The organism is Streptomyces sp. NPDC048171, assembly GCF_043202655.1.
Classification (GTDB): domain Bacteria; phylum Actinomycetota; class Actinomycetes; order Streptomycetales; family Streptomycetaceae; genus Streptomyces.
This window is the reverse complement of the sequence record NZ_JBIDAU010000006.1, coordinates 1-22,232: the sequence shown is the minus strand read 5'-3', so window position 1 is coordinate 22,232 and position 22,232 is coordinate 1. Positions and strand designations below refer to the sequence as shown.

Here is a 22,232-nt window from a genome sequence, read left to right as displayed (position 1 = left end):
GCCGGTCAGGTCGTGGCCCGGTAGGCCGTCAACCGGCTGTCACGCTCGGCGTACACGGTGCTCCCGACGAGCCAGAGGTCTTCGCCCTCACCCACGATCAGCCGTTCCCGCCACCGGAGGTCTCCGCCGCGGGTGTCCAGCGCGCTCAGGTACCCGTCGGAGTCGTGGGTGAGGACGGTTCCGTCCACCACCGTCAGTGCCGTCACCTCGTCGGCGGTTCTCTTCTTCCGCCACAGTGGCCGGCCGGTGTCCGCGTCGAAGGCGGACACGTAGGCGTCGTTCTCGAAGTACACGGTCCCGTCGACCACTTCGGGCCGGCTCGCTCCCTCTCCGAGCCTGCCGTCCCACAGCTCCCCTTCGAAGGGGCGGCGCCACACCTCGTCGCCCGATGCCAGGTCGACGGCGTACAGGGCGCCGTCCACGGCACCGAAGTAGGCCTTGCCGTCCGCCACGGCGGGCAGCGTCTGCGTGTCGCTGTCGGCCTCGTGGGTCCACTTCCGCTTGCGCGTGCTGGTGTCGACGGCGATCAGCTTCCTCCCGTCGTGTACGAGGACCGTGCCACCGGACACGGTCAGACCCCGGGTCGTCCCACTGCCGAACGTGTGGTGCCACAGTGGCTTCCCCGTCCTGGTGTCGAGGACGTAGAAGACCCCGGGCAGGTGCGCGTAGGCCGCCCCGTCCTCCGCGACCGGGGCGGGGTGGAAGGAGTGGTCGTCGTACTTCCAGAGCGGATCGCCGTTGTCCGCGTCCAGGGCGTACAGGTAATTTCCGCTCCCGTAGTACAGCTGGCCCCCGGAGACCGCGGTGACCTCGACTCCGTCGCCCACGATGTCCTTGAGGTAGTCCTCGTCATCGGGGCGGATCTCCGTGAACGCCACCGGACCTCCCCAGCGCTCCGAGCCGTCGGCTCCGGACAGCGCCGTGATCTCGTGGCGGTCCTCGTTCTGGAGATAGACCGTCGCCTCCGTCGTCACGGCCGTCCGCTGGCCCTTCTCCAACGGGTGCGCCCAGAGTTCCCTGATCTTCGGAGGTTCGGCGGGCGGGGAGTCGTCCTCACCGGCGGCCACCTGCCACACCACGGTGCCCGTCACCGCGACGGCCACCGCGGTCGCCGCGGCGAGGAGCGTCCGCAGGCGGCGGCGCCGGGTGGGCGGCGGGGCGGGTGACCGCGGCACGGTGTCCCCGGCCACGGGCAGCGGCTCGGTGGGCACCTCGGCCCGCATCCGCGCGGCCGAGTCGGCGACCGGAACCGGCAGCCACCCGGCGCGCTCCGCGTGCCCCAGTTCGCCCAGCAGCCACGACAGTGCGGGCCGCTCCCGCGGTTCCTTCGCCAGGCACCTGCCCACCACGTCCGCGAGCGCCGGCGTCAGGCCCCTCAGGTCGGGGTCCTGGTGGACCACCCGGTAGTTGACCGCATGGGCCGCGCCGCCGCCGAACGGACCGACGCCCGCGGCCGCGTACGCCAGCACCGCCCCGAGGGCGAACACGTCTCCCGCCGGTCCGGTGCTCTCGTGGCGCAGTTGCTCGGGCGGGATGAAACCGGGGGTGCCGATCACCATGCCGGTCTCGGTGAGCGTGCTGTCACCGGCCGCCGCCGAGATACCGAAGTCGATCACCCTGGGGCCGTCCGGTGCCAGCAGGACGTTGGACGGCTTCAGGTCCCGGTGCACCAGGTCCGCGGCGTGCACGGCGGCCAGTGCCTCCGCCAAAGCGGCGCCGAGGCCGCGTACCGCCTTCTCCGGCCAGACCCCGTGCCGGGACACCGCGTCCTGGAGCGAGAGTCCGGGTACGTACTCCGTGGCCAGCCAGGCGGGATCGCCCTCCGGATCGGCGTCCACCACCGCGGCGGTGAAGAACCCCGTCACCCGCCGTGCCGCCGCCACCTCCCGCACGAAGCGGCGCCGGGACCCCTCGTCCCGCAGCAGTGCCTCGCGCACCACCTTCACCGCCACCGCCCGCCCGCCGGGCGACCGGGCGAGGTACACCCGGCCCATGCCCCCCTGGCCCAGTCTGGCCAGCAGCCGGTACCGCCCCACTCGTTCCGGATCCCCCGCCGTCAGTGGTAACGACGCCACCGCCCCGCCCTCCCCGCCCTCGCGACTCCGCGGCCCGCAATCCGGGCTGGCCGCCCTCTCTGCACCGGACTCCGGGTAACACCCCCACGGTTCCCGCTCGGCACACCGGCCACCCCCCCGTACGGCGGACTCTCCCCGGAAACCTCACGTCTCCGGACCGCCCGCGAAAGGCCGGTCCCGGTGACCTGGGTCACGGGAACCGGCCCTTCGCGGCGCCTTGGTCAGAAGCCGACGGACTGGAGGGCGCCCAGGCCCACGTCCGCGTACGAGTGCTTGCCGGAGACGAAGATGTTGACGCCGTAGTAGTTGAACAGCCAGCAGCCGAAGGCGATCAGGGCCAGGTAGGCGGCCTTGCGGCCCTTCCAGCCGGCGGTGGCGCGGGCGTGCAGGTAGCAGGCGTAGGCGACCCAGGTGATGAAGGACCAGGTCTCCTTGGGGTCCCAGCCCCAGTAGCGGCCCCAGGCGTCGCCCGCCCAGATCGCGCCCGCGATGATCGTGAACGTCCACAGCGGGAAGACGGCGGCGTTGACGCGGTAGGCGAACTTGTCGAGGGAGGCGGCGGAGGGCAGCCGGTCCAGGACCGAGTTGGCGAAGCGACCGGGCGTACCGCCGGAGGCGAGCTTGTTCTCGAACGAGTCCTTGAAGAGGTACAGGATCGTGGAGACCGCGCCCACGTAGAAGACCGCGCCGCAGAAGATCGCCGTGGAGACGTGGATGTACAGCCAGTACGAGTGCAGGGCCGGGACGAGCTGGTCGCTGGCGGTGTAGAGGACCGTGACGGCGAGGCCGAGGTCGAGCAGGACCGTGGTGATCAGGGGCAGGCCCAGCCAGCGGACGTTCTTCTTCAGGGCGAGCAGCGCCAGGTACACGCCGGTGGCGACCGTCGTGAACGTGATGTTGAACTCGTACATGTTGCCCCACGGCGCCCGCTGCACCGACAGCGCGCGGGTGAGGACGCCGCCCGCCTCGATCGCGAAGGCGAGGAGGGTGAGCGAGATGGCGATCCGCCCGTACAGGTCGCCCTGTTCGGTGCCGCCGTGCGCGCCGGGACCGTCGGGCACGTCACGGGAGCCGGAGGCGGCGCGGACGACGACCTCGGGGCGCTCGAGGACGGCGGTGCCGCCGGCCTTGTTCACCGTGACGGCCGGGCCGGACTTCGCCTTGGCCGCCTTGGTCCCGTCCGTGGCGGTGAGCGCGGCGGCGGTGCGGCCGACCTTGCTGCGGCTGCCGAAGAGCCACTCGGCGATGTACGCGAAGAAGGCCAGGGTGTAGACGGCCATCGACGAGTAGATCAGCGTGTTGCTGACGTTCGCGAGATTCTCGTTGGTCGCGGCGGCGAGATTCACTTCTCAGCCCCTTCGGCAGGTACGGCGCGGGTGTCGGTGGAGTCCGGGCTATCGGGGGTGTCGTCGTCGTTCTGCGGTGCGTCCGGCGCGTCCGGGGCCTGGTCGTACAGGGTTCCGGCCAGGTCGCCCAGTTCCTCGGGCACCTTCGCGGACTCGCTGCGGCCGAGGCCCGCCATCTCGACGACCGTGACGCCGTCGGCGCCGCGCACGGCCCGTACCCAGACGCGGCGGCGCTGGATGAACAGGGAGCCGGCCAGGCCGAGGATGGCGACGACGGCGCCGCCGAGCGCCCAGCCGCTGCCGGGCTGCTGCGTGACCTGGAAGCCGGCCCACTCGTGGATGCCGTTGAAGGTGACCGAGCCGGCGCCGTTCGGGAGGGTCATGGTCTCGCCGACCTTCAGCTGCTTCTTGAACAGCTTGCCGTCGGAGCCCTTGAACTCCTTCAGGTTGGTCTTGTCGAGCTGGTAGATGCTCTGCGGGAAGCCCGCGTCGACACCGAGGTCGCCGTGGTAGGCGGAGAGCGCGAGCATCGGGTTGATCAGCGCCGGGAAGGTGGAGAGCATCGTGCTGCCCTTGCCGCCGTACGTCGGCAGGAAGAACGCGTTGAAGCCGAGCTGCTCCTTGACGCCCTTCGCGTTGCGGTAGCCGTCCATGACCTTGATGGCGCCGGAGGACGTGACGTTGGAGTCCAGCGGCAGCAGGGCCACGGCCTGCTTGTCGGTGACGACGTTGCCCTTGGCGTCCTTGACGGTGACGACGGGGGCGTAGCCGTGGCTGACGAGGTAGACCTTGGAGCCCTCGATCTCCAGCGGCTTGTTGACCTTGATGGTCTTGGTCTTCTCGGCGCCGTCCGCGCCCTCGCTGTAGGTGACGTGGGCCTCGTAGATCCGCGGGGTGCCGCGGTTGGGGCCGGTCGGCTCGTAGGTGCCGCGGAAGTCCTTCAGGGAGAAGCTGAACGGGTCGAGCTGGTCCTGGTCGAAGAGGTTCCCGGACTTGAAGTCGTCGTACTGGGTGAGGGTGTTGGCGAAGCCGTCGCCCTCCAGGATCAGCTTGTTGCCCTCGTACTTGAACAGCTGGCCCCACGCGAAGGCGATCAGCATCACGATCAGCGCGATGTGGAAGGCGAGGTTGCCGACCTCCCGCAGGTAGCCCTTCTCGGCCGCGACGGCGTCGCCGACGGCGTGCGCGCGGAAGCGGCGCTTCTTCAGCAGCGTCAGCGCGGCCTCGCGGACCTCCTCGGGCTCGGCCCCGGTGCGCCAGCTGGTGTAGGCGGGCAGCCGGTCCAGGCGGCGCGGGGCGCCGGGCGGGCGGCCGCGGAGCTGGCCGACGAACTGCCAGGTGCGCGGGACGATGCAGCCGATGAGGGAGACGAACAGCAGGATGTAGATCGCGGAGAACCACACCGAGCTGTAGACGTGGAAGAGGCCGAGCTTGTCGTAGGCCGGCGCCAGGATGTCGTGGTTCTGGCGGAACTCCTCGACCTTCATCGCGTCGACGCCCTCCTGCGGGATCAGCGACCCCGGGATCGCGCCCAGGGACAGCAGCAGGAGCAGGAGCAGCGCGACGCGCATCGAGGTGAGCTGGCGCCAGAACCAGCGGGCCCAGCCGATCACGCCGAGCGAGGGGAGGTTCGGGGCCTCCTCCTTGGGGGCGGTGGAGAGCTGGGAGCCGGCGGCGCCGAGCTCCCCTTCCTCGGTGGCTGTCGGGGTCTCGCCCGTTGTCGTCTTGCTCATCGGTCAGATCCCCACAGTGAAGCCGTTGGACCAGGTCTGCATGTCCTGCACGATGGCGTCCCACGCGCCGGTGACCAGCAGCAGCCCGGTCGCGATCATCATGACGCCGCCCACGCGCATCACCCAGACATAGTGCCGCTTGATCCAGCCGAAGGCGCCGAGCGCCTTGCGGAAGGCGACCGCGGCGAGGACGAAGGGGACGCCGAGGCCGAGGCAGTAGGCGACGGTCAGTATCGCGCCGCGGCCGGCGGTGCCCTGGTCGGCGGAGAGCGCGAGTACGGAGGCGAGGGTCGGGCCGATGCAGGGGGTCCAGCCGATGCCGAACAGGGCGCCGAGTATCGGTGCGCCGACCAGGCCGTTCACGGGCTTCTTGTGGAAGCGGAACTCGCGCTGGGTGAGCCAGGGCATCAGCCCCATGAAGAAGACGCCCATGAGGATCATGAAGACGCCCAGCACCTTGCTCAGTACGCCCCGGTTCTCCTGGAGCGTGTCGCCGAAGTAGCCGAACAGCGCACCGCTGGAGACGAAGACGGCGGTGAAGCCGAGGACGAAGAGGGAGGCGCCGGCCACCATCCGGCCGCGCCGGGCCTCGCCGAGGTCGGTGCCGGTGACTCCGGTCACGTAGGAGAGGTAGCCGGGGACCAGGGGCAGGACGCAGGGCGAGAAGAAGGAGACGAGGCCGCCGAGCAGGGCGATGGGGAGGGCCACGAGGAGGGCGCCGTTGAGCACCGTGCCGTTGTAGCCCTCGGCGGCCAGCGTGGTCACTGCGGACACGTCACTTCTCCGACTTGCCGGAGCCGGCGGATCCGTCGGTGAGGAACGGGTCGAGCATCTTGCGCAGCTTCTCCTCGCTGAGCGCCTGGAGTGTGCGCGCGGCGACCTTGCCGTCCCGGTCGATGACGAGCGTCGAGGGGATGGCCTGCGGGTTGAGGGTGCCCTTCTCGAAGCGGAGCATCAGCTTGCCGGTCGGGTCGTACAGGCTCGGGTAGGTGATCCCGTAGTCCTTCTCGAAGGCGCGGGCCGGACCGGTGGAGGTGTCGCGGGTGTTGATGCCGACGAACTCGACGCCCTGGTCCTTGGTGTCCTTGTAGACCGTCTCCAGGTTCTTGGCCTCGGCGCGGCAGGGCCCGCACCAGGAGCCCCAGACATTGAGGACGACGATCTTGCCCTTGAAGTCGGCGACGTCGACCTGTCCGCCGTCGACGGTCTTCCCGGACAGCTCGGGGGCGTCGGCGCGCTCACCCTGCTTGGCGGTGGCGATGCCGTCCGAGCCGGTGATGAAGCCCGTCTGGCCGCCGCCGCCCGAGGTGCCGCCGGAGCTGCACGCGGACACGAGCAGCGCCGCGGCGGCGGCACCGACGGCGAGGACGGTGCGACCGCGGAGGCGGGCGGCGGTGCGGTTCGAGCGCAGGGGGGCGCGGCTGGCGGCACTCATGTGAAAAGTTTCGCATGTCCGTTCCGAGGATCTTGCGCACCCCCCTCACGGCCCGAAACCCGCATTTCAGGCGGCGTTCGAGGGCGCTCCCGAACCGGCCGGCGCGTCCCGCAGGAAGGCGTTCCAGCCGCCGGCGGGCCGCTGCCCCACCTCGACGGTGCGCAGCTTGGCCAGCACCTCCGGCTTCTGCACGTCCATCCAGTCGGTGAACTGGCGGAAGGAGACGAGCCGGATGTCCTCGCCCTTCTCCTTCTCCCGTGCGACGTGCTTGAGGACGTTCTCGACGGCGTCCATGTAGATGCCGCCGTTCCACTCCTCGAAGTGGTTGCCTATGAAGAAGGGTGCCCGGTTCGTCTCGTACGCCCGCTTGAAGCCGGATATGTACGCGTTCGTGGCCTGTTCGCGCCAGCCCGGGTAGTTGTGGGCGGGAGCCTTGGTCGAGTTCACGGACTGGTTGGCGAGGATGTTGTAGTCCATCGAGAGGACCTCGAAGGAGTGCCCGGGGAACGGTATCTGCTGCAGCGGGAAGTCCCAGACGCCGTCCTTCTTGGCCGGCCACACCTGCCGGCCGCCGGGTGAGGAGGCGTCGTAGCGCCAGCCCAGCTCGCGGGCGGTGGACAGCAGGTTGTCCTGGCCGAGCAGACAGGGCGTGCGGCCGCCGACGAGTTCCTTGTCGTAGTCGAAGGGCAGGGACGGCAGGTCGGTCCAGCCGCTGTTGGTCCGCCACTCCTTGACGAAGGACTTGGCCTGGTCGATCTCGCTGCGCCACTGCGCGGACGTCCAGTTGCCGACCGAGCCGCCGCCACCGCAGAAGTGGCCGTTGAAGTGGGTGCCTATCTCGTGGCCGTCCAGCCAGGCCCGGCGGACGTTCTTCAGCGTGTCCTTGATGTGGGCGTCGGTGAGGTAGCCGATGTCGGAGGCGCCGCGCGGGTTGTTCGGCGGGTCGTAGAGGCGCTTCTTGGACTCGGGCAGCAGGTACAGGCCCGAGAGGAAGAACGTCATGTGCGCGTCGTGCTCGCGCGCGAGGTCGAGGAAGCGCGGGAAGAGGCCGTTGCCGACCTCGCCGGCGCCGTCCCAGGAGAACACGACGAACTGCGGGGGCGTCTGGCCGGGCTCCAACGGCACCGGCGCGTCCGGCTGGTGGGGCTGCTTGCCGGTGTACGACGTGGAGCCGTCGCCGATCGGCTTCGCCGGGGCCTCGCTGCTGCCGGAGGGCGAGGGCTTCCCGGAGTCACCGGCCTGGTGCGAGCCGTCCGACGACTGGTGGGAACCGGTGCCGCAGCCCGCGAGCCCGACGGCCGCCGCGGCGCCGGCGCCGAGTCCGAGCATCCCCCTGCGGGTGAGAGTGCGGTTGGAAGTGCGCATCGCAACCTCGTTCGTCGCGTCCTTGGGTGGTCACCCTGTGAGAGGACGCGACGAACGGGTGGGTTCGCGAAAACGTGTGCGGATTCGGTAACGGGCGTCACACCGTCCCGGGGCGTACCGACGGGTCAGGCGCCGTACGCCTTGCCCTGCCCCTTCACCGGCTTGGCGCCCGCGAGGAGGTGGGCGGGGACGAGGTCGCGGGCGGGCTCGGTGTAGCCGACGGAGACGATCCGGTCGCCGCGGTACGTGAACGTCGTCAGGGACGCCAGCGTGCACTGCCGCTTGCGCGGGTCGTGCCACAGGCGACGCCGCTCGACGTACGAGCGCAGGATCCAGATCGGCAGCTGGTGGCTGACGATCACGGCCTCGTGGCCGCGGGCCTTGTCGCGGGCCGCGTCCAGCGCGCCCTTCATCCGGACGACCTGGTCGACGTACGGCTCGCCCCAGGACGGCCGGAACGGGTTGACGACGTGCTTCCAGTTGCCGGGCCGGCGCAGCGCGCCGTCGCCGATGCCGAAGGTCTTGCCCTGGAAGACGTTGCCGGCCTCGATGAGCCGCGTGTCGGTGTCGAGGTCGACCCCGTGCGACTTGGCGATCGGCGTCGCCGTCTCCTGCGCCCGCTCCAGCGGGGAGGCCACGACGTAGGTCACGTCGCGGGGGGCGAGGTGCTCGGCGACCCGGTCGGCCATGCGGCGGCCCAGCTCGGAGAGGTGGTAGCCGGGCAGGCGGCCGTAGAGGACGCCGGTGGGGTTCTCGACCTCGCCGTGCCGCATCACGTGGACGACGGTGAGGTCGTCGTCGCGCGTCTCGCTCGTCTCGCTCATGCCGTGGCCTCCGCGGCGGCTCGGGCCGCCGCCGGGAGGGCGTCGGCGATGCGCTGGACGGCGCGCTCGTCGTGGGCGGTGGAGACGAACCAGGACTCGAAGGAGGACGGCGGCAGGTAGACGCCGTTCGCGAGGAGCGAGTGGAAGAACGCGGTGAACCGGAAGGACTCCTGCGCCTTGGCGTCCTCGTAGTTGATGACCGGCCGGTCGGTGAAGAACACGGAGAACATGTTGGAGGCGTTCTGCAGCGTGTGCGTGACGCCCTCCTTGCTCAGCGCCTCGGTGACGAGCCCCTGGATCTGCCGCGACACGGCGTCGACCGTCTCGTACGCCGCCTCGTCGAGGAGCCGCAGCTGGGCGAGGCCGGCGGCGGTGGCGACGGGGTTTCCGGAGAGGGTGCCGGCCTGGTAGACGGGGCCGGCCGGGGCAAGGTGCGCCATGACGTCGGCGCGCCCGCCGAAGGCCGCGGCGGGGAACCCGCCGCCCATGACCTTCCCGAAGGTCATGAGGTCGGGGACGACCCCTTCCACGCCGTACCAGCCCGCGCGGCTGGTGCGGAACCCGGTCATGACCTCGTCGGAGACGAACAGCGCGCCGTTCGCGGCGCAGGCGTCCTTCAGCCCCTGGTTGAACCCGGGCAGCGGCGGCACGACGCCCATGTTGCCGGGGGACGCCTCGGTGATCACGCAGGCGATCTCGCCGGGGTGCGCGGCGAAGGCCGCGTGCACGGCCTCCAGGTCGTTGTACGGCAGCACGATCGTGTCGCTCGCCTGGGCACCGGTGACGCCGGGGGTGTCGGGGAGCGCGAAGGTGGCGACGCCGGAGCCGGCGGCGGCCAGCAGCGAGTCGACGTGACCGTGGTAGCACCCGGCGAACTTGATCACCTTGGTGCGGCGCGTGAACCCGCGGGCGAGCCGGATGGCCGACATGGTCGCCTCGGTCCCGCTGGAGACCAGCCGCACCTCCTCCAGCGGCGCGACCCGCTCGACCATCGCCTCGGCGAGGGCGACCTCACCCTCGGCGGGCGTGCCGAACGACGTCCCGCGCGCGACCGCCTCCTGCACGGCGGCGATCACCTCGGGGTGGGCGTGCCCGAGGATCATCGGGCCCCAGGAGCAGACGAGGTCGACGTACTCGCGCCCGTCCGCGTCGGTCAGGTACGGCCCGGTGCCTGACACCATGAACCGCGGCGTGCCGCCGACCGCGCGGAAGGCGCGCACCGGGGAGTTCACGCCGCCGGGTGTGACGGCCGCCGCGCGGTCGAACAGAGCCTGCGAGGCCGGTGCTTCGTATGGATATGCCAGTTCGCTCATGACCTGCGACTTCTCCGACCTTCTCGACCTTCTCCGACGTATCGGACTCTGCGTGGCCCCCGCCCGGGCCATGCGCGGACCCTGATCGGCCCCGGCCCGGCCTCTGGTTGCCCAGGGTGACCTTGACAAGGGTAGACAACCGCCCCGATCGCCGTGCCGTCTGCCAGACTGGAGCCCGTCCACGCAGCTCAATGAGGCGGCGCGGGCGTGGCTGCCGACCGTCCCGCGGACTCGTGACGGACAGATGTTTCACCGCACGTTTCGGCGAGCGGCCGTGGGGGAGGTCACTGACACGATGATCGGGTTGCGCGGCGGGGGCCACGCGTCCTAGAAAAGCAGTCGGGTGGAGATATGCATCGCGGTGGCGGACTGGGCGAGGGGACCGACGACCTGGGTCCTCGACGTGCCCGGCGGGGAAGGCACCGACGCGAGGCGGAGGAAGCGTCCGAAGCACGTCAGACACACGGCACACCGAGCGAGCCCGACCGGGACGCACGGCACGCCGGCCGGCCGGGGGCGGAGAGCAGGAATGGTGGTCGGGTGGGGGTGACCTACAAGTACTTCGGCGCGCCCGACGGCGCGACCGCGGCCCGCGTCCCGATCTCGATGCGCCCCGAGGAACTCGGCGGCGACGAGCTCGGGATGAACGGCATGTTCACCAAGATCAAGCCGGAGACCATGGCCGCCATGGTCCTCACCGGCATCGAGGGCGTGCCCCTGCACAAGGTCCCCCCGCTGGAACTGGTCGTCCTCCACCCCGACTACGCCGTGGTGAAACTCCCGATGACCGTCGTCGACCCCCTGCGCGGCATCGGCGAGGAAGCGGTCGGCGCGGCGGCCTTCATCTGGTCGACGGTCCCGGACCGGGGCGGGCCGCGGGACGCGTTCAACGTGTACCAGTTGCTGCACGAGTGGCAGGACTTCTCGCATCGGTTGCATGAGGCGGGGCACCAGCCGTACTGCCTGGTCTGGCCCTGAGCCGGGTTTTCGTGAGGGGCGGGCGAGGTCTTCGGGCCTCGCCCTTTTGGGTGCCGGGAAGGGGCCGTCAGGCGGCCAGGGCACATTTGGGGCACCTGGGTTGGGTGAGAGGCCCGGTCATGCACTGGTCGTCCTCGGGGGACACGCCTGGGCAGCGATCAGGCCACTGGGCCAGATCGCTGCCATACGGCTCACATGCGATCAGGGTGCCACCGCGTTGACAGCTGGGGTACGCAGCATCTTGCGCGCCGTTCCCAGTGCGGCACCCAGGGTCGCTGTCGCCGCGACCGCGACGAGGGCGATCAGGAGCCAGAGCGGAACGTCGGGCAGCCAGCGGTCGGCGCGGGCGACGCTGTAGGGGATCACGGTGACCGATCCGGCCAAGGCGCCCAGGACCGTACCCGCCGCCACGGTCAGCACGGATTCGATGCGGATCGCCTGCAGCACTTGGCGTGGTGTCGCGCCGGCGAGCCGCAACTGGCCGAACTCCTTGCGACGGGAGACGGTCGAGGCCACCAGGGTGTTGATCAGCATGATGCACGCGAACACGACGATCATGCCGATGACGACCAGGTTGAGCGTCTGGATGTTCTGCTGCTCGTTGGTGCGCAGGTAGCCGGACGAAGCGACGGCTCGGTTCTCGATGAGCTGCAAGTAAAGGATGCCGGTGCCGATGCCGGTGAACAGGATGATCGGCGACAGCGCGGCGGCGGCCTGGCCAGTGCGCCGACGCAGATACTGCACCGTCAGGTACCCGGCCACGCCGCGACCGCGCAGGAGACGCGCTGCCGCAGCGGTGGCGACGCGCACCAGGCCGGGGGCGAGGACGGCCAGCCCGATGGAGGTGAGGATGGACGCCTGTCCTGCGACGGGCATTGCGTCCGGGCCCTTGTCGGCGAACGCGGTCACGGTCAGCACGCCGAGGTAGACGCCGCCGGCCAGCAGCACGGTCGCCGGGACGATGCGCTTCCAGCTCATGCGACCGGAGTCAGCCTCCGCGAGGGACGCGGACACGCTCATTCTGGTGGCCTGCCGGGACGTCCACAGCGCAGCGAGCACTGCCGACAGTACGGTGACTGCGAACCCGATCAACAGCGCGATCGCTCCGAACGCGAAGGCGACACCGTCGGCGACTTGTCCGGTGTCCACCAGCAGGCCGAGCAGCGCGCGGCCCAGCAAGTAGGACGGAGCCACCGCGACAACAACGGCGGCGACCGAGACCAGCGCCGCTTCACTCACGATCATTCGCACGATCTGCGCCGGGGTGGCACCGGCGCTCTTGAGCAGGGCCGTCTCGGCCGCACGATGCCGAACCGACAGGCCCAGTGTGGAAAACACCGCGAACACGACGAGGCACATGCCCCAGCCGCCGACCACGCTTCCCATGGTCGTCAGCGTTTCTGAACTGGTCGCGTCGACGCCGACCCCGCGACCGGTGTCCAGCATCGAAGCGAACGACATCACCATCGTCGCGCCGAACATCAGTACCAGGAAACTGCCTGCGAAGGCCCCGCCGCGGCGCCGCAGCGAGGCGCGAGCCAACCAGAACAACGCCCTCACACCCTTTCGCTGACGCGGCGCACGGCCACCTGTTCGGTGAGCCGGGTCATCGTGTCGGCCACCACCGCGGCGGTCGGCTCGGCCAGTCGGCCGACAAGGCTGCCGTCGGCCAGGAACAGCACTTGGTCGGCGTGTGCCGCGGCCACCGGGTCGTGCGTCACCATCACCAGCGTCCGCCCGTCGATGCGCACGGCCTCCTGCAGAAGCGCCAGGACCTCCCGCGCACTGCGGGTGTCCAACGCTCCGGTGGGCTCGTCGGCGAACACCACGCGCGGGCGGGTGACCAGCGCACGGGCGATCGCCACCCGCTGCTGCTGGCCTCCCGACAACTGCGAGGGCAGATGGTCGAGCCGCTCCCCGAGCCCGACGCGATCCAACGTCGCGACGGCCTGAGCGTGATCGATACGTCTGCCTGCCAACCGCAGCGGCAGCGTGGTGTTCTGCAGCACCGTGAGCGTGGGCATCAGGTTGAAGTGCTGGAAGACGAACCCGATGCGCCCCCGGCGGAACTTGGTGAGCTGGGCCTCGGTACCGCCGCTCATCTCCACGCCGTCCACGAACACCCGGCCGGAGGTGGGACTGTCCAGCCCGGCGGCGCATTGCAACAGCGTGCTCTTGCCCGAGCCCGAAGGACCCATGACGGCGGTGAACGACCCTCTGTCCAGCGCGAGGGAGACACCGTCGAGGGCGTTCACCGACCCACCTGGTGACACGTAGTGCTTCGTGACCGTTTCGAGGCGCAGTACGGGATCGGAGCCGGACGTGCCGGCGGCCGGTTCTTCCAAGAGCATGCGAGGTCCTTCGCGTCGTAGAAGGGCCCGCCCGGCAGCCGTACCGGGCGCGCCGAGGACTGCCTTGCCAGGGGCGCGAGCCGGCGCCTCCTCGGCCTACTGTCGACCACAACGGCACGGCACGGGCCGTGCCGTTGCGGTCGCGGCCATCATGGAGGCCGGTCGACCGAAGTGTCAATACGGCACGTGCCGTGCTGCTACGGTGGCCGACATGACAGACCGCCGTGCCTCCCGCGCCGCCGACAGGACCGAAGCGATCATGCGCAGCACGCTGGAACTGGCCCAGGAGAGTGGCTTCGCCAAGCTCAGCATCGAAGCGGTCGCGGCCCGCGCCGGCGTCGGCAAGCACACCGTCTACCGCCGCTGGCCGTCCCGGGGACTGCTTTTCCTCGACTCGGTCCTCAGCTTGAACCCGGGCGGCTTGGACCACCCCGACACCGGCGATGTCGTCGCCGACCTGCGCGAGGTGATGACCAGGGCTGCCGACCTGCTCGGCCACCCACCCTGGGGCCCCTTGTACCAGGACCTCATCGGCGAGGCGCAACATGATCCAGCAATCGCCACCGCGCTCAAGCAGCGCTTCATCGAGCCCCAGACGACCAACACCTTGGCCCGCCTCCAAGCCGCCAAGGACCAGGGGCAGATCGCTCCGGACTTCGATCTGGATCTGGCGATGGAGATCCTTTCAGGCCCCCTGTACTTCAGACTCCTGATCACCCATGAGCCCATCACCCACGCCTACATCGATCGCATTCTCCGAGCAGTCTTCGCGGGCATGGGCCCCGTGGGGTAAGAGCCGGAAGGTGAGAGCACCTTCATGCCCCCGCCCGCGTCCAGGAGCACGGAGGCGTACGCGTGCCGGAGGGCGTGCATGCCGTCCTCCGGGGCCGCCTGAAGGTACCTCGCCCCGCGCTCGCGGGGAGGGACCACGCCCGCGGCCGGTTGCCCTTGGGCAGAGCGAGAACCGGCTTCGTGCCGACGAGCCGCACCTGGCGGTTGACGTGGGTCCGGCCGCCGTTGAAGTCGATGTCCTCCACGGCGAAGCCGAAGACCTCCCCCTGGCGCAGACCGCACCCGACGGCGAGCTTGCCGCCTGCCTGGAAGTTTTCGGTGGGCCGGCGTGGACGGCTCCGCGTGAGACGGAGTCGGTGTCACTGCCAGCCGAGGGGGGACGGCTCGGTGTGGTCGGCGGGGACGGGGGGCTCGTCGCCCGCCTCGTTGAAGGCGGCCAGGGCGTCGATCAGCGCCCGGCGCTGTTCCGCGCTCAGCCGCTCTACGACGGTGGCGATCCCCGCACGCCGCCGGGCCGTGACCTCCTCCACCGTGCGACGCCCCTCTTCCGTGAGCCGATGCACGTTCTCCCTGCGGTTGTGCGGATTGGCCTGACGGTCCGCGAGACCGGCGGCGATGAGCCGGTCCACCATGCGCATGGCCGTCGAAGGGGCGACCTGGAGCAACTCCGCCAGGACGACCAGCTTGGTGGGGCCCTGGGTGGACAGGACGACGAGCATCCGGAACTGCGGCAGCGTGACCCGCTCCTCGACGGCGGCCAGGGAACGCGCGGCGACCGCCACCAGCAGCCGGGACGCGGTCAGCACTTCCCGGGTCACCGCGTCGACATCGTCCATGGTCCCCTCGCGGGACTCGCGCTCCACCATGCGCCCCTTTCTACCGGGTCCGCACACGGCGCAGCACGGGCCTGCCCGACGGGCCCTGGGCGAGGCAGGACGCGTCGGACCGGCCCGCCGATGAAGGCTGAGCGCCCTCCGGCACGCTCTCGTCGACGCGGCAGGGCCACCCCTCGGGCACCAGTCGGCGGCCCCACATATGTGTAGACAACACACGTCCGGCGGCCGAATAACGGTCCGGTCTCACCTGCTGGGACTTTGGCCGGTCACGAACCGTTACGTGAGATACATCACTAAAGGTTCGGTAAAGACGTGGTAGAACAGCGCAACTCCGCAGGTGACTCGGTCGGCCACCGGGATCTGCGGGGTTTGGCCTGTCCCCACTACAGCCCGGGCTGATCACGTTCCGAAACCGCACCGTGTAGCCCGGGTTCGCTCATCGGACGACGACGTTCGCCCAGAGACCGCTCACCCGGGCGGGCTCCCCGCCCGCCGCACCAGCGTCACCGAGGTAGCCACGTGTCACTCGACTCCGTCACCCAGTCCGTCGACGATGCAGTCAGCGGATTCTTCGAGCCCATAGCCAAGTGGCTGGGGGAGGTGGTCTTCTACGCCGTCCCCGTGGGCGGAACCGACCTGCCCCTCATCGTCGCCTGGCTCGTCGTCGCCGGTCTGGTCTTCACCGGCTGGTTCGGCTTCGTCCAGCTCCGCAAGTTCAGACTCGCCGTCGACGTGGTGCGGGGGAAGTACGACGAGAAGGGGTCGGCCGGTGAGGTCAACCACTTCCAGGCACTGACCGCGGCGGTCTCCGGCACCGTCGGTCTCGGCAACATCGCCGGTGTCGCCGTCGCCGTGTCGATCGGCGGCCCCGGTGCCACGTTCTGGATGATCCTCTGCGGCCTGCTCGGCATGGCCACCAAGTTCGTCGAGGTCACCCTCGGCGTGAAGTACCGCGAGGTGCACGCCGACGGCACCGTGTCCGGTGGCCCCATGCACTACCTCCCCAAGGGCCTCACCGAGCGCTTCGGGAAGAACGGCAGGACGCTCGGCAAGGTCCTCGCGGTCCTCGCCTCCTTCATGATCCTGTTCTTCGGCCTCTTCGGCGGCAACCTCTTCCAGGTCAACCAGTCCTACGCGCAGCTGGTCTCGGTCACCGGCGGCGAGGACGGCGCGCTCGGCTCCTCGGCCGGTGCCCTGTTCTTCGGCATCCTGGTCGCCGCCGTCGTCGGCATCGTGCTCCTCGGCGGCATCCGCTCCATCGCCAACGTCACCAGCAGGCTCGTACCGGCCATGGCGGGCATCTACATCGTCGCGTGCCTCGTCGTGATCCTGGTCAACGTCACCGCCGTCCCGGACGCCGTGGTGTCGATCGTCGAGGGCGCCTTCAATCCCGAAGGTGTCGCCGGCGGTGTCCTCGGCGCGCTGATCATCGGCTTCAAGCGGGCCGCGTTCTCCAACGAGGCCGGTCTCGGCTCCGCCCCGATCGCCCACTCCGCGGTCAAGACCAAGCACCCCGCCAGTGAGGGCCTGGTCGCGCTCCTCGAGCCGTTCATCGACACGGTCGTCATCTGCACGATGACCGCGCTGACCATCGTCATCGCCAACCCGGCCAGCTGGGGCGAGGCCCGCGCGGGCGAGGACATCGGCGGTGTCACGATCACCTCGGACGCCTTCGAGACGGTCCTGCCCTGGTTCCCGTACATCCTCACCGTCGCGGTGCTGCTCTTCGCCATCTCCACGGTGCTGACCTGGGGCTACTACGGCCTCAAGGCGTGGACGTACCTCTTCGGCCGCAGCCGGATCAGCGAGATCACGTACAAGGTCGTCTACACCGTCTTCGCCATCGCCGGTTCGCTGCTGACGCTGCAGACCCTGATCGACCTGGCCGACGCGGTCCTCTTCTCGCTGGCCGTCATCAACATCATCGGCCTCTACCTCCTCGCCCCGGTCGTCAAGCGCGAACTCAACACGTTCCTGGAGTTCGTCCGCACCCGGAAGGCGGGCGGGAGCGCCGACGGCGACGACGATGACCAGGAGTCGGTGAGGACCACCGTCTGACCGCTCACACGGTCCGGCTCCTGAACGGGCCCGTGTTCACCTCGCGCCTTGGTGAACACGGGCCCGTTCGCCGTGCGTTGCCGCGTTCCGGCACTCCGCCGTCGCGGTGGGCGGCCCTCCCTCATTACTCCGCGGGCCCACGCCCCGGGCGAGCGGCGTGCCGGGGGGACGGATGGGCGAGCAGATGACGCGGGTCGGCGGCGCGGTCGATGGCCGACTCGACGGCCGCCACCCGGTCGGCGAGGAGGCCGAGGGCGGCGACGGCCCGGGTGAGCGGGTCGCTCTCGGGTCCGCCGAGGGCCCGGGAGCGTGCGTACGCCGCCTTCAGCTCCGCCCAGCGGCCTGCCTGGCCGTCGGTCAGCGTGCCCCGTAGCTCGGCCAGCTTCAGCAGGTTGGCCTCGGCGCCCGTGGTCAGGGTCTGGGCCTCGGCCGTGTAGTGGTCGTCGACCAGGGCGGACAGCTCGGTGTCGTTCATGACCGGCTGGATGCGCTGGGCGATCTTGTTCATGTTGCGGTAGGAGCCCTGGAGCCGGAAGGGCGGCTCGGTACGGGTCGCGTCCGACTGGGCGGCGGAGGCGATGTAGGCGGCGTTGACCGCGAGGACGGTGTCCCGCGCCGCGAGCAGATGGCGCAGGACCGCGGTGATCCGGTCCAGCTCGGCGGGTGCGTACGGGTGGGTCAGCCGCTCGGCGCGCACGGCGGGGTCTCCCGCGGCCAGCCGGAGCAGCAGTTCCAGGTCCGCGCGGTCACGGCCGGCGAGCGGGGCGAGGACCGGGTTGGCGGTCAGCGCGTTCTCGACGAAGCTGAGGGCGAAGGCGTCCCGTTTGCCGGTCAGGACGTCGCCCAGGTTCCACACGTCGGCGCGGTTGGCGAGCATGTCGGGCACCTGGAACCGGCTGCCGGACTCCGTGTACGGGTTGCCCGCCATGCACACCGCGAACCGCTTGCCGCGCAGGTCGTACGTGCGCGGTTCGCCGTCGCGCACGCCCTCGACGCGCCGGGTGGCGTCGCACAGCGGGATGAACTTCTGCAGCAGCTCGGGCGAGGTGTGCTGGATGTCGTCCAGGTGGAGGAGGGTGTTGTTGCCCGCCTCCAGCGCGAAGTTGATCTTCTCGACCTCCCGTCGGGCGGTGGCGTTCGGGGCCTCGGCCGGGTCGAGGGAGGTCACCGTGTGCCCCAGGGCAGGGCCGTTGACCTTCACCAGCAGCAGACCGAGCCGGTCGGCGACGTACTCCATGAGGGTCGTCTTGCCGTAGCCCGGCGGGGAGATGAGCAGCAGCAGGCCCCCGGTGTCGGTGCGCTTGGTGTCGCCCGTGGTGCCGAGCTGCTTGGCGAGGCTGTCGCCGATCAGCGGGAGGTAGACCTCGTCGATGAGCCTGCCGCGCACGAACGCGGACATCACGCTTGGCCGGTGCTCGTCCAGGCGCAGGCGCCCGCGCTCGGTGGCCACCAGTGCGGCGCGGCGGCGCTGGTACGCCCGGTGGGCGGGCACCTCACGGGCACGGAACTCCGCGGCACGGGCGAGGAGTTCGTCGACGCGTACGGTCAGGGTCCGGTCGTGGACGCGGGGGTGGGTGCCGAGCAGGTCCCCGACGGTCTCGGCCAGGGGTGCGTCCGACTCGTAGCGGGGCAGCCCGGGGCACAGCTCCGCGGTCACGGCCTCCGCCAGGTCGCCCGGGGCCAGGTCGGTGCCGGTCGCGGTCGTGTACGACGTCAGCCACGCCTCGACGAGTTGCCTGCGGGCGGCCTCGTCGGTGAGGGCGGTGAGGTCGTCGTCGTAGGCGGAGTCGCCCACCGTGCGGCGGAACTTGTCGAGCAGCGTCCGCGTGCCGGCGCTGATGACGAAGCCGTCGGGACCGGAGGTCAGCTCCTCGAAGAGGTACGCGGCCGCCGCTCGCGTGCCGGTCGGCCCGGCGAGTTCCGCCTCCAGGTCGGCGATCGCGGGGGCGAGCCCGAAGGTGTCGCGGGCCCGGGCGAGGGAGACGGCGCGGCGGGTCCAGGAGTCCCGTTCCCCGGCCGTGGTGCCGTGCGCCCAGAAGAACTGTGCGGCGGCGCGGGCGGCCGGCTCGTGGCGCAGGAGGCCGGCGCCCTCGTGCAGCCGCAGGAGGGCGGCGAGGATCAGGGCCGCGTCGTGGTCGTGCACCCCGCGCTCGTAGCCCTCGTCGTAGGCCGCCTCCGCCGCGTGGCGGACCAGGGCGGGCAGGTCCTCGGCCGCGGCGAGCGCGGCCGGGCCGTGCTCGTCGAGCAGGGCGGCGGCCAGGTGCTCGGCGCGGTAGATCCCCGGCGACTCCGAGGGCAGCGGGCGGTCCCAGTACGGTCGGGTCGCGGTGAACTCGGGGTCCGTGACCGGGGCGCGGTAGTCCGTGCCCGTCAGGGCGAAGGCCAGGCCGTCGCCCTGGGGGACGAGGGTGAGGTCGAGGGGCTGGGTGTTGACCGCGAAGCGGTGACCGCCCAGGCGCACGGTACGGCCGTCGTCGGCGTACAGGTCGGTGCGGTCGCGCAGCGCGCGCAGGGCCTGCTGCCGGGCGGACCTCAGGCGGCCGTCCAGTTCCTCCGCCCTGACCGGGTCGGCGAGTCCGCGCAGTTCGTCGGCGGTGCGGCGGACCTTGGCGGGCATCGGGTCGGAGGTGAAGTAGGTGGTGACGGCGTCCGCGTCGGCGAGCGCGGACGCCCGGCGCACGACCGTGGCGAGGACTCGGCCGGCCGACTCGGCCAGGCGCTCGGCGCGGCGGGCACGGGCGTCGGCGAGGGTCTGCTTGCGGGCGGAGAGCGCCTCGTGGACCTCGTCGCGCTTGTCCGCCAGCTCGGCGAGGAAGTCGTCGGACTCGGCGAACCGGGACTCCAGGTTCTCCACCCGCACGAGCAGGCGGGCCAGCTGTTCGTCGCAGTCCTCGGGGGTGGAGGCCGCCGCGAGCGCACCGGTCACGGCCTGGCCGAGCAGGGCGAACTCGGCGGCGAACTCGGCCCGGCCCTCGCTCTCCCGGAGCGCGCGGCGGCGGCCGTCCAGCGTGGCACGGGCGCGGTTGACGCCCCCGAGGACCTCGGCGATCCGCTCCAGGACGGACGTGCGGACGGTGGCGTCGCCGATGTCCAGGCCGGAGACGACGTCGGTGACCGTGCGCAGGTCGGCGGCGTGCTCGTCGAGGCGGGCCGCGACGGGCTCCGCCTCGGCCACCGTGGTGATCTCCCCGGCCTCGGCGACGAGCTGCTCGATGTCGGCCCGGTGGTCGGCGAACGCGTCCTGGTGCGCCAGGTGGGTCACGGCGCGCTGTCCGAAGGAGGCGAGGTCGCGCTCGGCGTCGGCGGCCAGCTCGTCGACGCGGCCGGTGTCCGCGTACCGCATGTCCTTGAGGGTGAGCAGATGGCCCTGGGCCTGCCGCAGTTCCGTGAGTCCGGACACCCACGCGGCGGCGCCGCGAGGTGCCTCGCCGCGCAGACGCCGTACGACGGTGGCGATGCGGGCCTCCGCCGCGGTGAGCGCGTCGGCCGCCTGCCGGGTGAGCGCCTGCACCGTCTCGAACTCGGCCAGCACCTGTGCGGCGGTGACCCGCACCTGCGTGAGCGGCTCGTGCAGGGCGCCGAGCTCGGCTTCGGCCAGCCAGTGGTGGGTGTCGGCGGTCCGTACGCAGGCCGCCACGAGCGCCTCGTAGACCTCGCCGGTCGGGGTGGTTCCGGTGGCGCCGCGGGTGACGGACAGGCAGTCGGAGATGCCGCGCACGAGGTCGGCGTTGCCGACCCGGGCGAGCGGACCGGTGCCGGCCGGGCGGGCGGCGGCGTACGTGTCGGAGACGTACGGGGAGGTCCACCGCTGCACGGGGTGGACGCGCTGCGGCTCGGCGTCGGCCGCCCGCAGGGCGAGGAGGGCTCCGTCGTCGAACAGCGCCCAGCCGTGGCAGGACAGCGGGGCGGCGACCTCCTTGCGGATCACGTTGTAGGGCAGCAGCAGACTGCGGCCCGTGACCCTGGCGTGGAAGGCGAAAAGGACGTCCTCGCCGTTCGGGGAGCGGACCGCCCGCTCGAACTCCAGGCCCTCGGTGTCGACGCCGTCGAAGGTCCGGTGGGTGCCGGTGCTCAGGCAGTAGCCGCCGGGGAAGACGATGCCCTGGTCCTCGGGCAGCCGGCGGCACGCCTGCCCGATGCCGTCGAGGCGGACGACGGTCCTGGTGAGGGTGTTGAAGACCAGGTAGCGGTGGACGTCCTCCTTGTAGGGGAGGACGTCCACCAGGATCAGGGCGCCCACACGCGCGTACGCGATGTGCGCGTCGGCGAGGGACTGCAGCGGCTCGTCGACCGGCTCGGCGTACACGCCCTCGCCCGTCCCGGTGTCGTCCTCGACCTTGACGGTCAGGGTCCCGCCCACCGTCCCGACGAACACCTCGCCCTCGACGGAGACGTGCGGATGGCGGCCCAGGACGTGGTCCTCGCGGGTCGTCGGCGTCCAGGCGAAGTCGTGGGCGGGCGGCGGGACGTGGTCGCGGTCGCCGCGTGCGTCGAGGAAGGACGCCCGGCCGTCGTCGGACAGTGCCCAGCGCAGGACCCGGATGTCGTCCGCCTTCTCGCCGGTCCGGAAGACGGCGAGCACCCTGTCCTCGACGCGCCGGAGCCGGAGGAGCCGGGTCTGGTGGAAGTAGCGGTGCAGGGCGGCGAACTCGCGGACGAAGTCCGGGTCGTCGAGCAGTCCGGGCACGGCGTCCTCGGGCAGCGGGTTCAGGGCCCGGTCGTGCAGCGCGAGGACGTCGCCGACGGCGGTCTCGGGCCCCCGGCCGGGGACGGTGCCGTACCCGAAGAGGAGGACGTCGCCGACGGACACGAGGTCGCGCGGCACACACGCCGGCCCGGTGCGCAGGTGCTCCGTGCCGTCCAGCTCCAGGCGCAGGGAGCCGAACTCCTCGATGCGGCGGGTGTTCAGCGCCTCGGCGCGGCGGGCCAGCTCGGCCGCCTGAGCGGTGAGGCGGTCGCGCAGCACCTCGTACGTACCCGTGTCCAGGGCGGTGGTCATGAGGTCCCTCTCAGGAAGTCGGAAGGAGCGGTGGGGGGGGGGGGGGGGGGGGGGGGGGGGGGGGGGGGGGGGGGGGGGGGGGGGGGGGGGGGGGGGGGGGGCGGGGGGGGGGGGGGGGGGGGGGGGG

The 22,232-nt window shown here is 71.3% G+C and carries 15 protein-coding genes and 1 pseudogene; 3 read left to right on the top strand and 13 right to left on the bottom strand.

What is annotated here, in order from left to right; translation table 11 throughout:
* Positions 1-5 precede the first annotated feature (5 nt).
* The 8 genes from ACGF3J_RS17575 to hemL all read right to left on the bottom strand — a co-directional run bounded on the left by ACGF3J_RS17575 (position 6) and on the right by hemL (position 10,091).
* On the bottom strand, positions 6-2,075 hold the full coding sequence (locus tag ACGF3J_RS17575; RefSeq protein ID WP_161331383.1) for a serine/threonine-protein kinase: 2,070 nt from the start codon (positions 2,073-2,075) through the stop codon (positions 6-8).
* Between the two features lie 221 nt (positions 2,076-2,296).
* Positions 2,297-3,421 (bottom strand): c-type cytochrome biogenesis protein CcsB, encoded by a 1,125-nt coding sequence (ccsB, locus tag ACGF3J_RS17570; RefSeq protein ID WP_393854257.1) that lies wholly within the window; start codon positions 3,419-3,421, stop codon positions 2,297-2,299.
* Positions 3,418-5,154, bottom strand: coding sequence for a cytochrome c biogenesis protein ResB (locus tag ACGF3J_RS17565; protein ID WP_161327170.1), 1,737 nt, complete (start codon positions 5,152-5,154; stop codon positions 3,418-3,420). Before ACGF3J_RS17565 ends, ccsB begins: the two co-directional genes overlap by 4 nt.
* 3 nt (positions 5,155-5,157) lie before the next feature.
* Positions 5,158-5,928 (bottom strand): cytochrome c biogenesis CcdA family protein, encoded by a 771-nt coding sequence (locus tag ACGF3J_RS17560; RefSeq protein ID WP_161327171.1) that lies wholly within the window; start codon positions 5,926-5,928, stop codon positions 5,158-5,160.
* 1 nt (position 5,929) lies between these two features.
* Positions 5,930-6,589 carry a TlpA disulfide reductase family protein gene (locus ACGF3J_RS17555; protein WP_161327172.1) on the bottom strand — a complete coding sequence of 220 codons (660 nt, stop codon included), beginning with the start codon at positions 6,587-6,589 and terminating at the stop codon, positions 5,930-5,932.
* 66 nt (positions 6,590-6,655) lie between these two features.
* Positions 6,656-7,954: a hypothetical protein gene (locus tag ACGF3J_RS17550; protein ID WP_202557676.1), complete on the bottom strand. Its 1,299-nt coding sequence runs from the start codon at positions 7,952-7,954 to the stop codon at positions 6,656-6,658.
* Between the two features lie 125 nt (positions 7,955-8,079).
* Positions 8,080-8,778 (bottom strand): histidine phosphatase family protein, encoded by a 699-nt coding sequence (locus ACGF3J_RS17545; protein ID WP_161327173.1) that lies wholly within the window; start codon positions 8,776-8,778, stop codon positions 8,080-8,082.
* The gene (hemL, locus tag ACGF3J_RS17540) at positions 8,775-10,091 is read right to left on the bottom strand and encodes a glutamate-1-semialdehyde 2,1-aminomutase (protein ID WP_161327174.1); all 1,317 of its coding nucleotides are present in this window, start codon (positions 10,089-10,091) and stop codon (positions 8,775-8,777) included. Before hemL ends, ACGF3J_RS17545 begins: the two co-directional genes overlap by 4 nt.
* A 351-nt stretch (positions 10,092-10,442) precedes the next feature.
* On the opposite strand from hemL, the gene ACGF3J_RS17535 reads away from it, so the two are divergent.
* Positions 10,443-11,069 (top strand): hypothetical protein, encoded by a 627-nt coding sequence (locus ACGF3J_RS17535; protein WP_185832335.1) that lies wholly within the window; start codon positions 10,443-10,445, stop codon positions 11,067-11,069.
* 201 nt (positions 11,070-11,270) lie between these two features.
* Here ACGF3J_RS17535 and ACGF3J_RS17530 read toward each other — a convergent pair whose 3' ends face one another.
* Positions 11,271-12,620, bottom strand: coding sequence for an FtsX-like permease family protein (locus tag ACGF3J_RS17530; RefSeq protein ID WP_161327175.1), 1,350 nt, complete (start codon positions 12,618-12,620; stop codon positions 11,271-11,273).
* A 5-nt stretch (positions 12,621-12,625) separates the two neighbouring features.
* Complete coding sequence (locus tag ACGF3J_RS17525) at positions 12,626-13,420, bottom strand: ABC transporter ATP-binding protein (protein WP_161327176.1); 795 nt, start codon at positions 13,418-13,420, stop codon at positions 12,626-12,628.
* A 211-nt stretch (positions 13,421-13,631) separates the two neighbouring features.
* Between ACGF3J_RS17525 and ACGF3J_RS17520 the strand changes: the two genes are divergently transcribed.
* Complete coding sequence (locus ACGF3J_RS17520) at positions 13,632-14,213, top strand: TetR/AcrR family transcriptional regulator (protein ID WP_161327177.1); 582 nt, start codon at positions 13,632-13,634, stop codon at positions 14,211-14,213.
* 11 nt (positions 14,214-14,224) lie between these two features.
* On the opposite strand, the pseudogene ACGF3J_RS17515 reads toward ACGF3J_RS17520, so the two are convergent.
* Positions 14,225-14,529 (bottom strand): annotated as a pseudogene (locus ACGF3J_RS17515) (site-specific integrase); the annotation flags it as partial.
* Positions 14,530-14,571: 42 nt separating this feature from the next.
* Complete coding sequence (locus tag ACGF3J_RS17510) at positions 14,572-15,078, bottom strand: MarR family winged helix-turn-helix transcriptional regulator (RefSeq protein WP_161327178.1); 507 nt, start codon at positions 15,076-15,078, stop codon at positions 14,572-14,574.
* 489 nt (positions 15,079-15,567) lie between these two features.
* Here ACGF3J_RS17510 and ACGF3J_RS17505 point away from each other — a divergent pair, with 489 nt between their 5' ends.
* Entirely contained in the window at positions 15,568-17,106 is a 1,539-nt protein-coding gene (locus tag ACGF3J_RS17505) for an alanine/glycine:cation symporter family protein (protein ID WP_161327179.1), read from the top strand.
* A 124-nt stretch (positions 17,107-17,230) separates the two neighbouring features.
* On the opposite strand, the gene ACGF3J_RS17500 is transcribed toward ACGF3J_RS17505, so the two are convergent.
* Positions 17,231-22,105, bottom strand: coding sequence for a DNA repair ATPase (locus tag ACGF3J_RS17500; RefSeq protein WP_393854256.1), 4,875 nt, complete (start codon positions 22,103-22,105; stop codon positions 17,231-17,233).
* Positions 22,106-22,232 lie beyond the last annotated feature (127 nt).

What these genes read in the sequence shown, in the direction of transcription:
- ACGF3J_RS17565 (WP_161327170.1), bottom strand. Translation starts at nt 5,154, where the DNA reads ATGAGCAAGACGACAACGGGCGAGACCCCGACAGCCACCGAGGAAGGG.
- ACGF3J_RS17555 (WP_161327172.1), bottom strand. Translation starts at nt 6,589, where the DNA reads ATGAGTGCCGCCAGCCGCGCCCCCCTGCGCTCGAACCGCACCGCCGCC.
- ACGF3J_RS17550 (WP_202557676.1), bottom strand. Translation starts at nt 7,954, where the DNA reads ATGCGCACTTCCAACCGCACTCTCACCCGCAGGGGGATGCTCGGACTC.
- ACGF3J_RS17545 (WP_161327173.1), bottom strand. Translation starts at nt 8,778, where the DNA reads ATGAGCGAGACGAGCGAGACGCGCGACGACGACCTCACCGTCGTCCAC.
- hemL (WP_161327174.1), bottom strand. Translation starts at nt 10,091, where the DNA reads ATGAGCGAACTGGCATATCCATACGAAGCACCGGCCTCGCAGGCTCTG.
- ACGF3J_RS17535 (WP_185832335.1), top strand. Translation starts at nt 10,443, where the DNA reads ATGCATCGCGGTGGCGGACTGGGCGAGGGGACCGACGACCTGGGTCCT.
- ACGF3J_RS17525 (WP_161327176.1), bottom strand. Translation starts at nt 13,420, where the DNA reads ATGCTCTTGGAAGAACCGGCCGCCGGCACGTCCGGCTCCGATCCCGTA.
- ACGF3J_RS17520 (WP_161327177.1), top strand. Translation starts at nt 13,632, where the DNA reads ATGACAGACCGCCGTGCCTCCCGCGCCGCCGACAGGACCGAAGCGATC.
- ACGF3J_RS17510 (WP_161327178.1), bottom strand. Translation starts at nt 15,078, where the DNA reads ATGGTGGAGCGCGAGTCCCGCGAGGGGACCATGGACGATGTCGACGCG.
- ACGF3J_RS17500 (WP_393854256.1), bottom strand. Translation starts at nt 22,105, where the DNA reads ATGACCACCGCCCTGGACACGGGTACGTACGAGGTGCTGCGCGACCGC.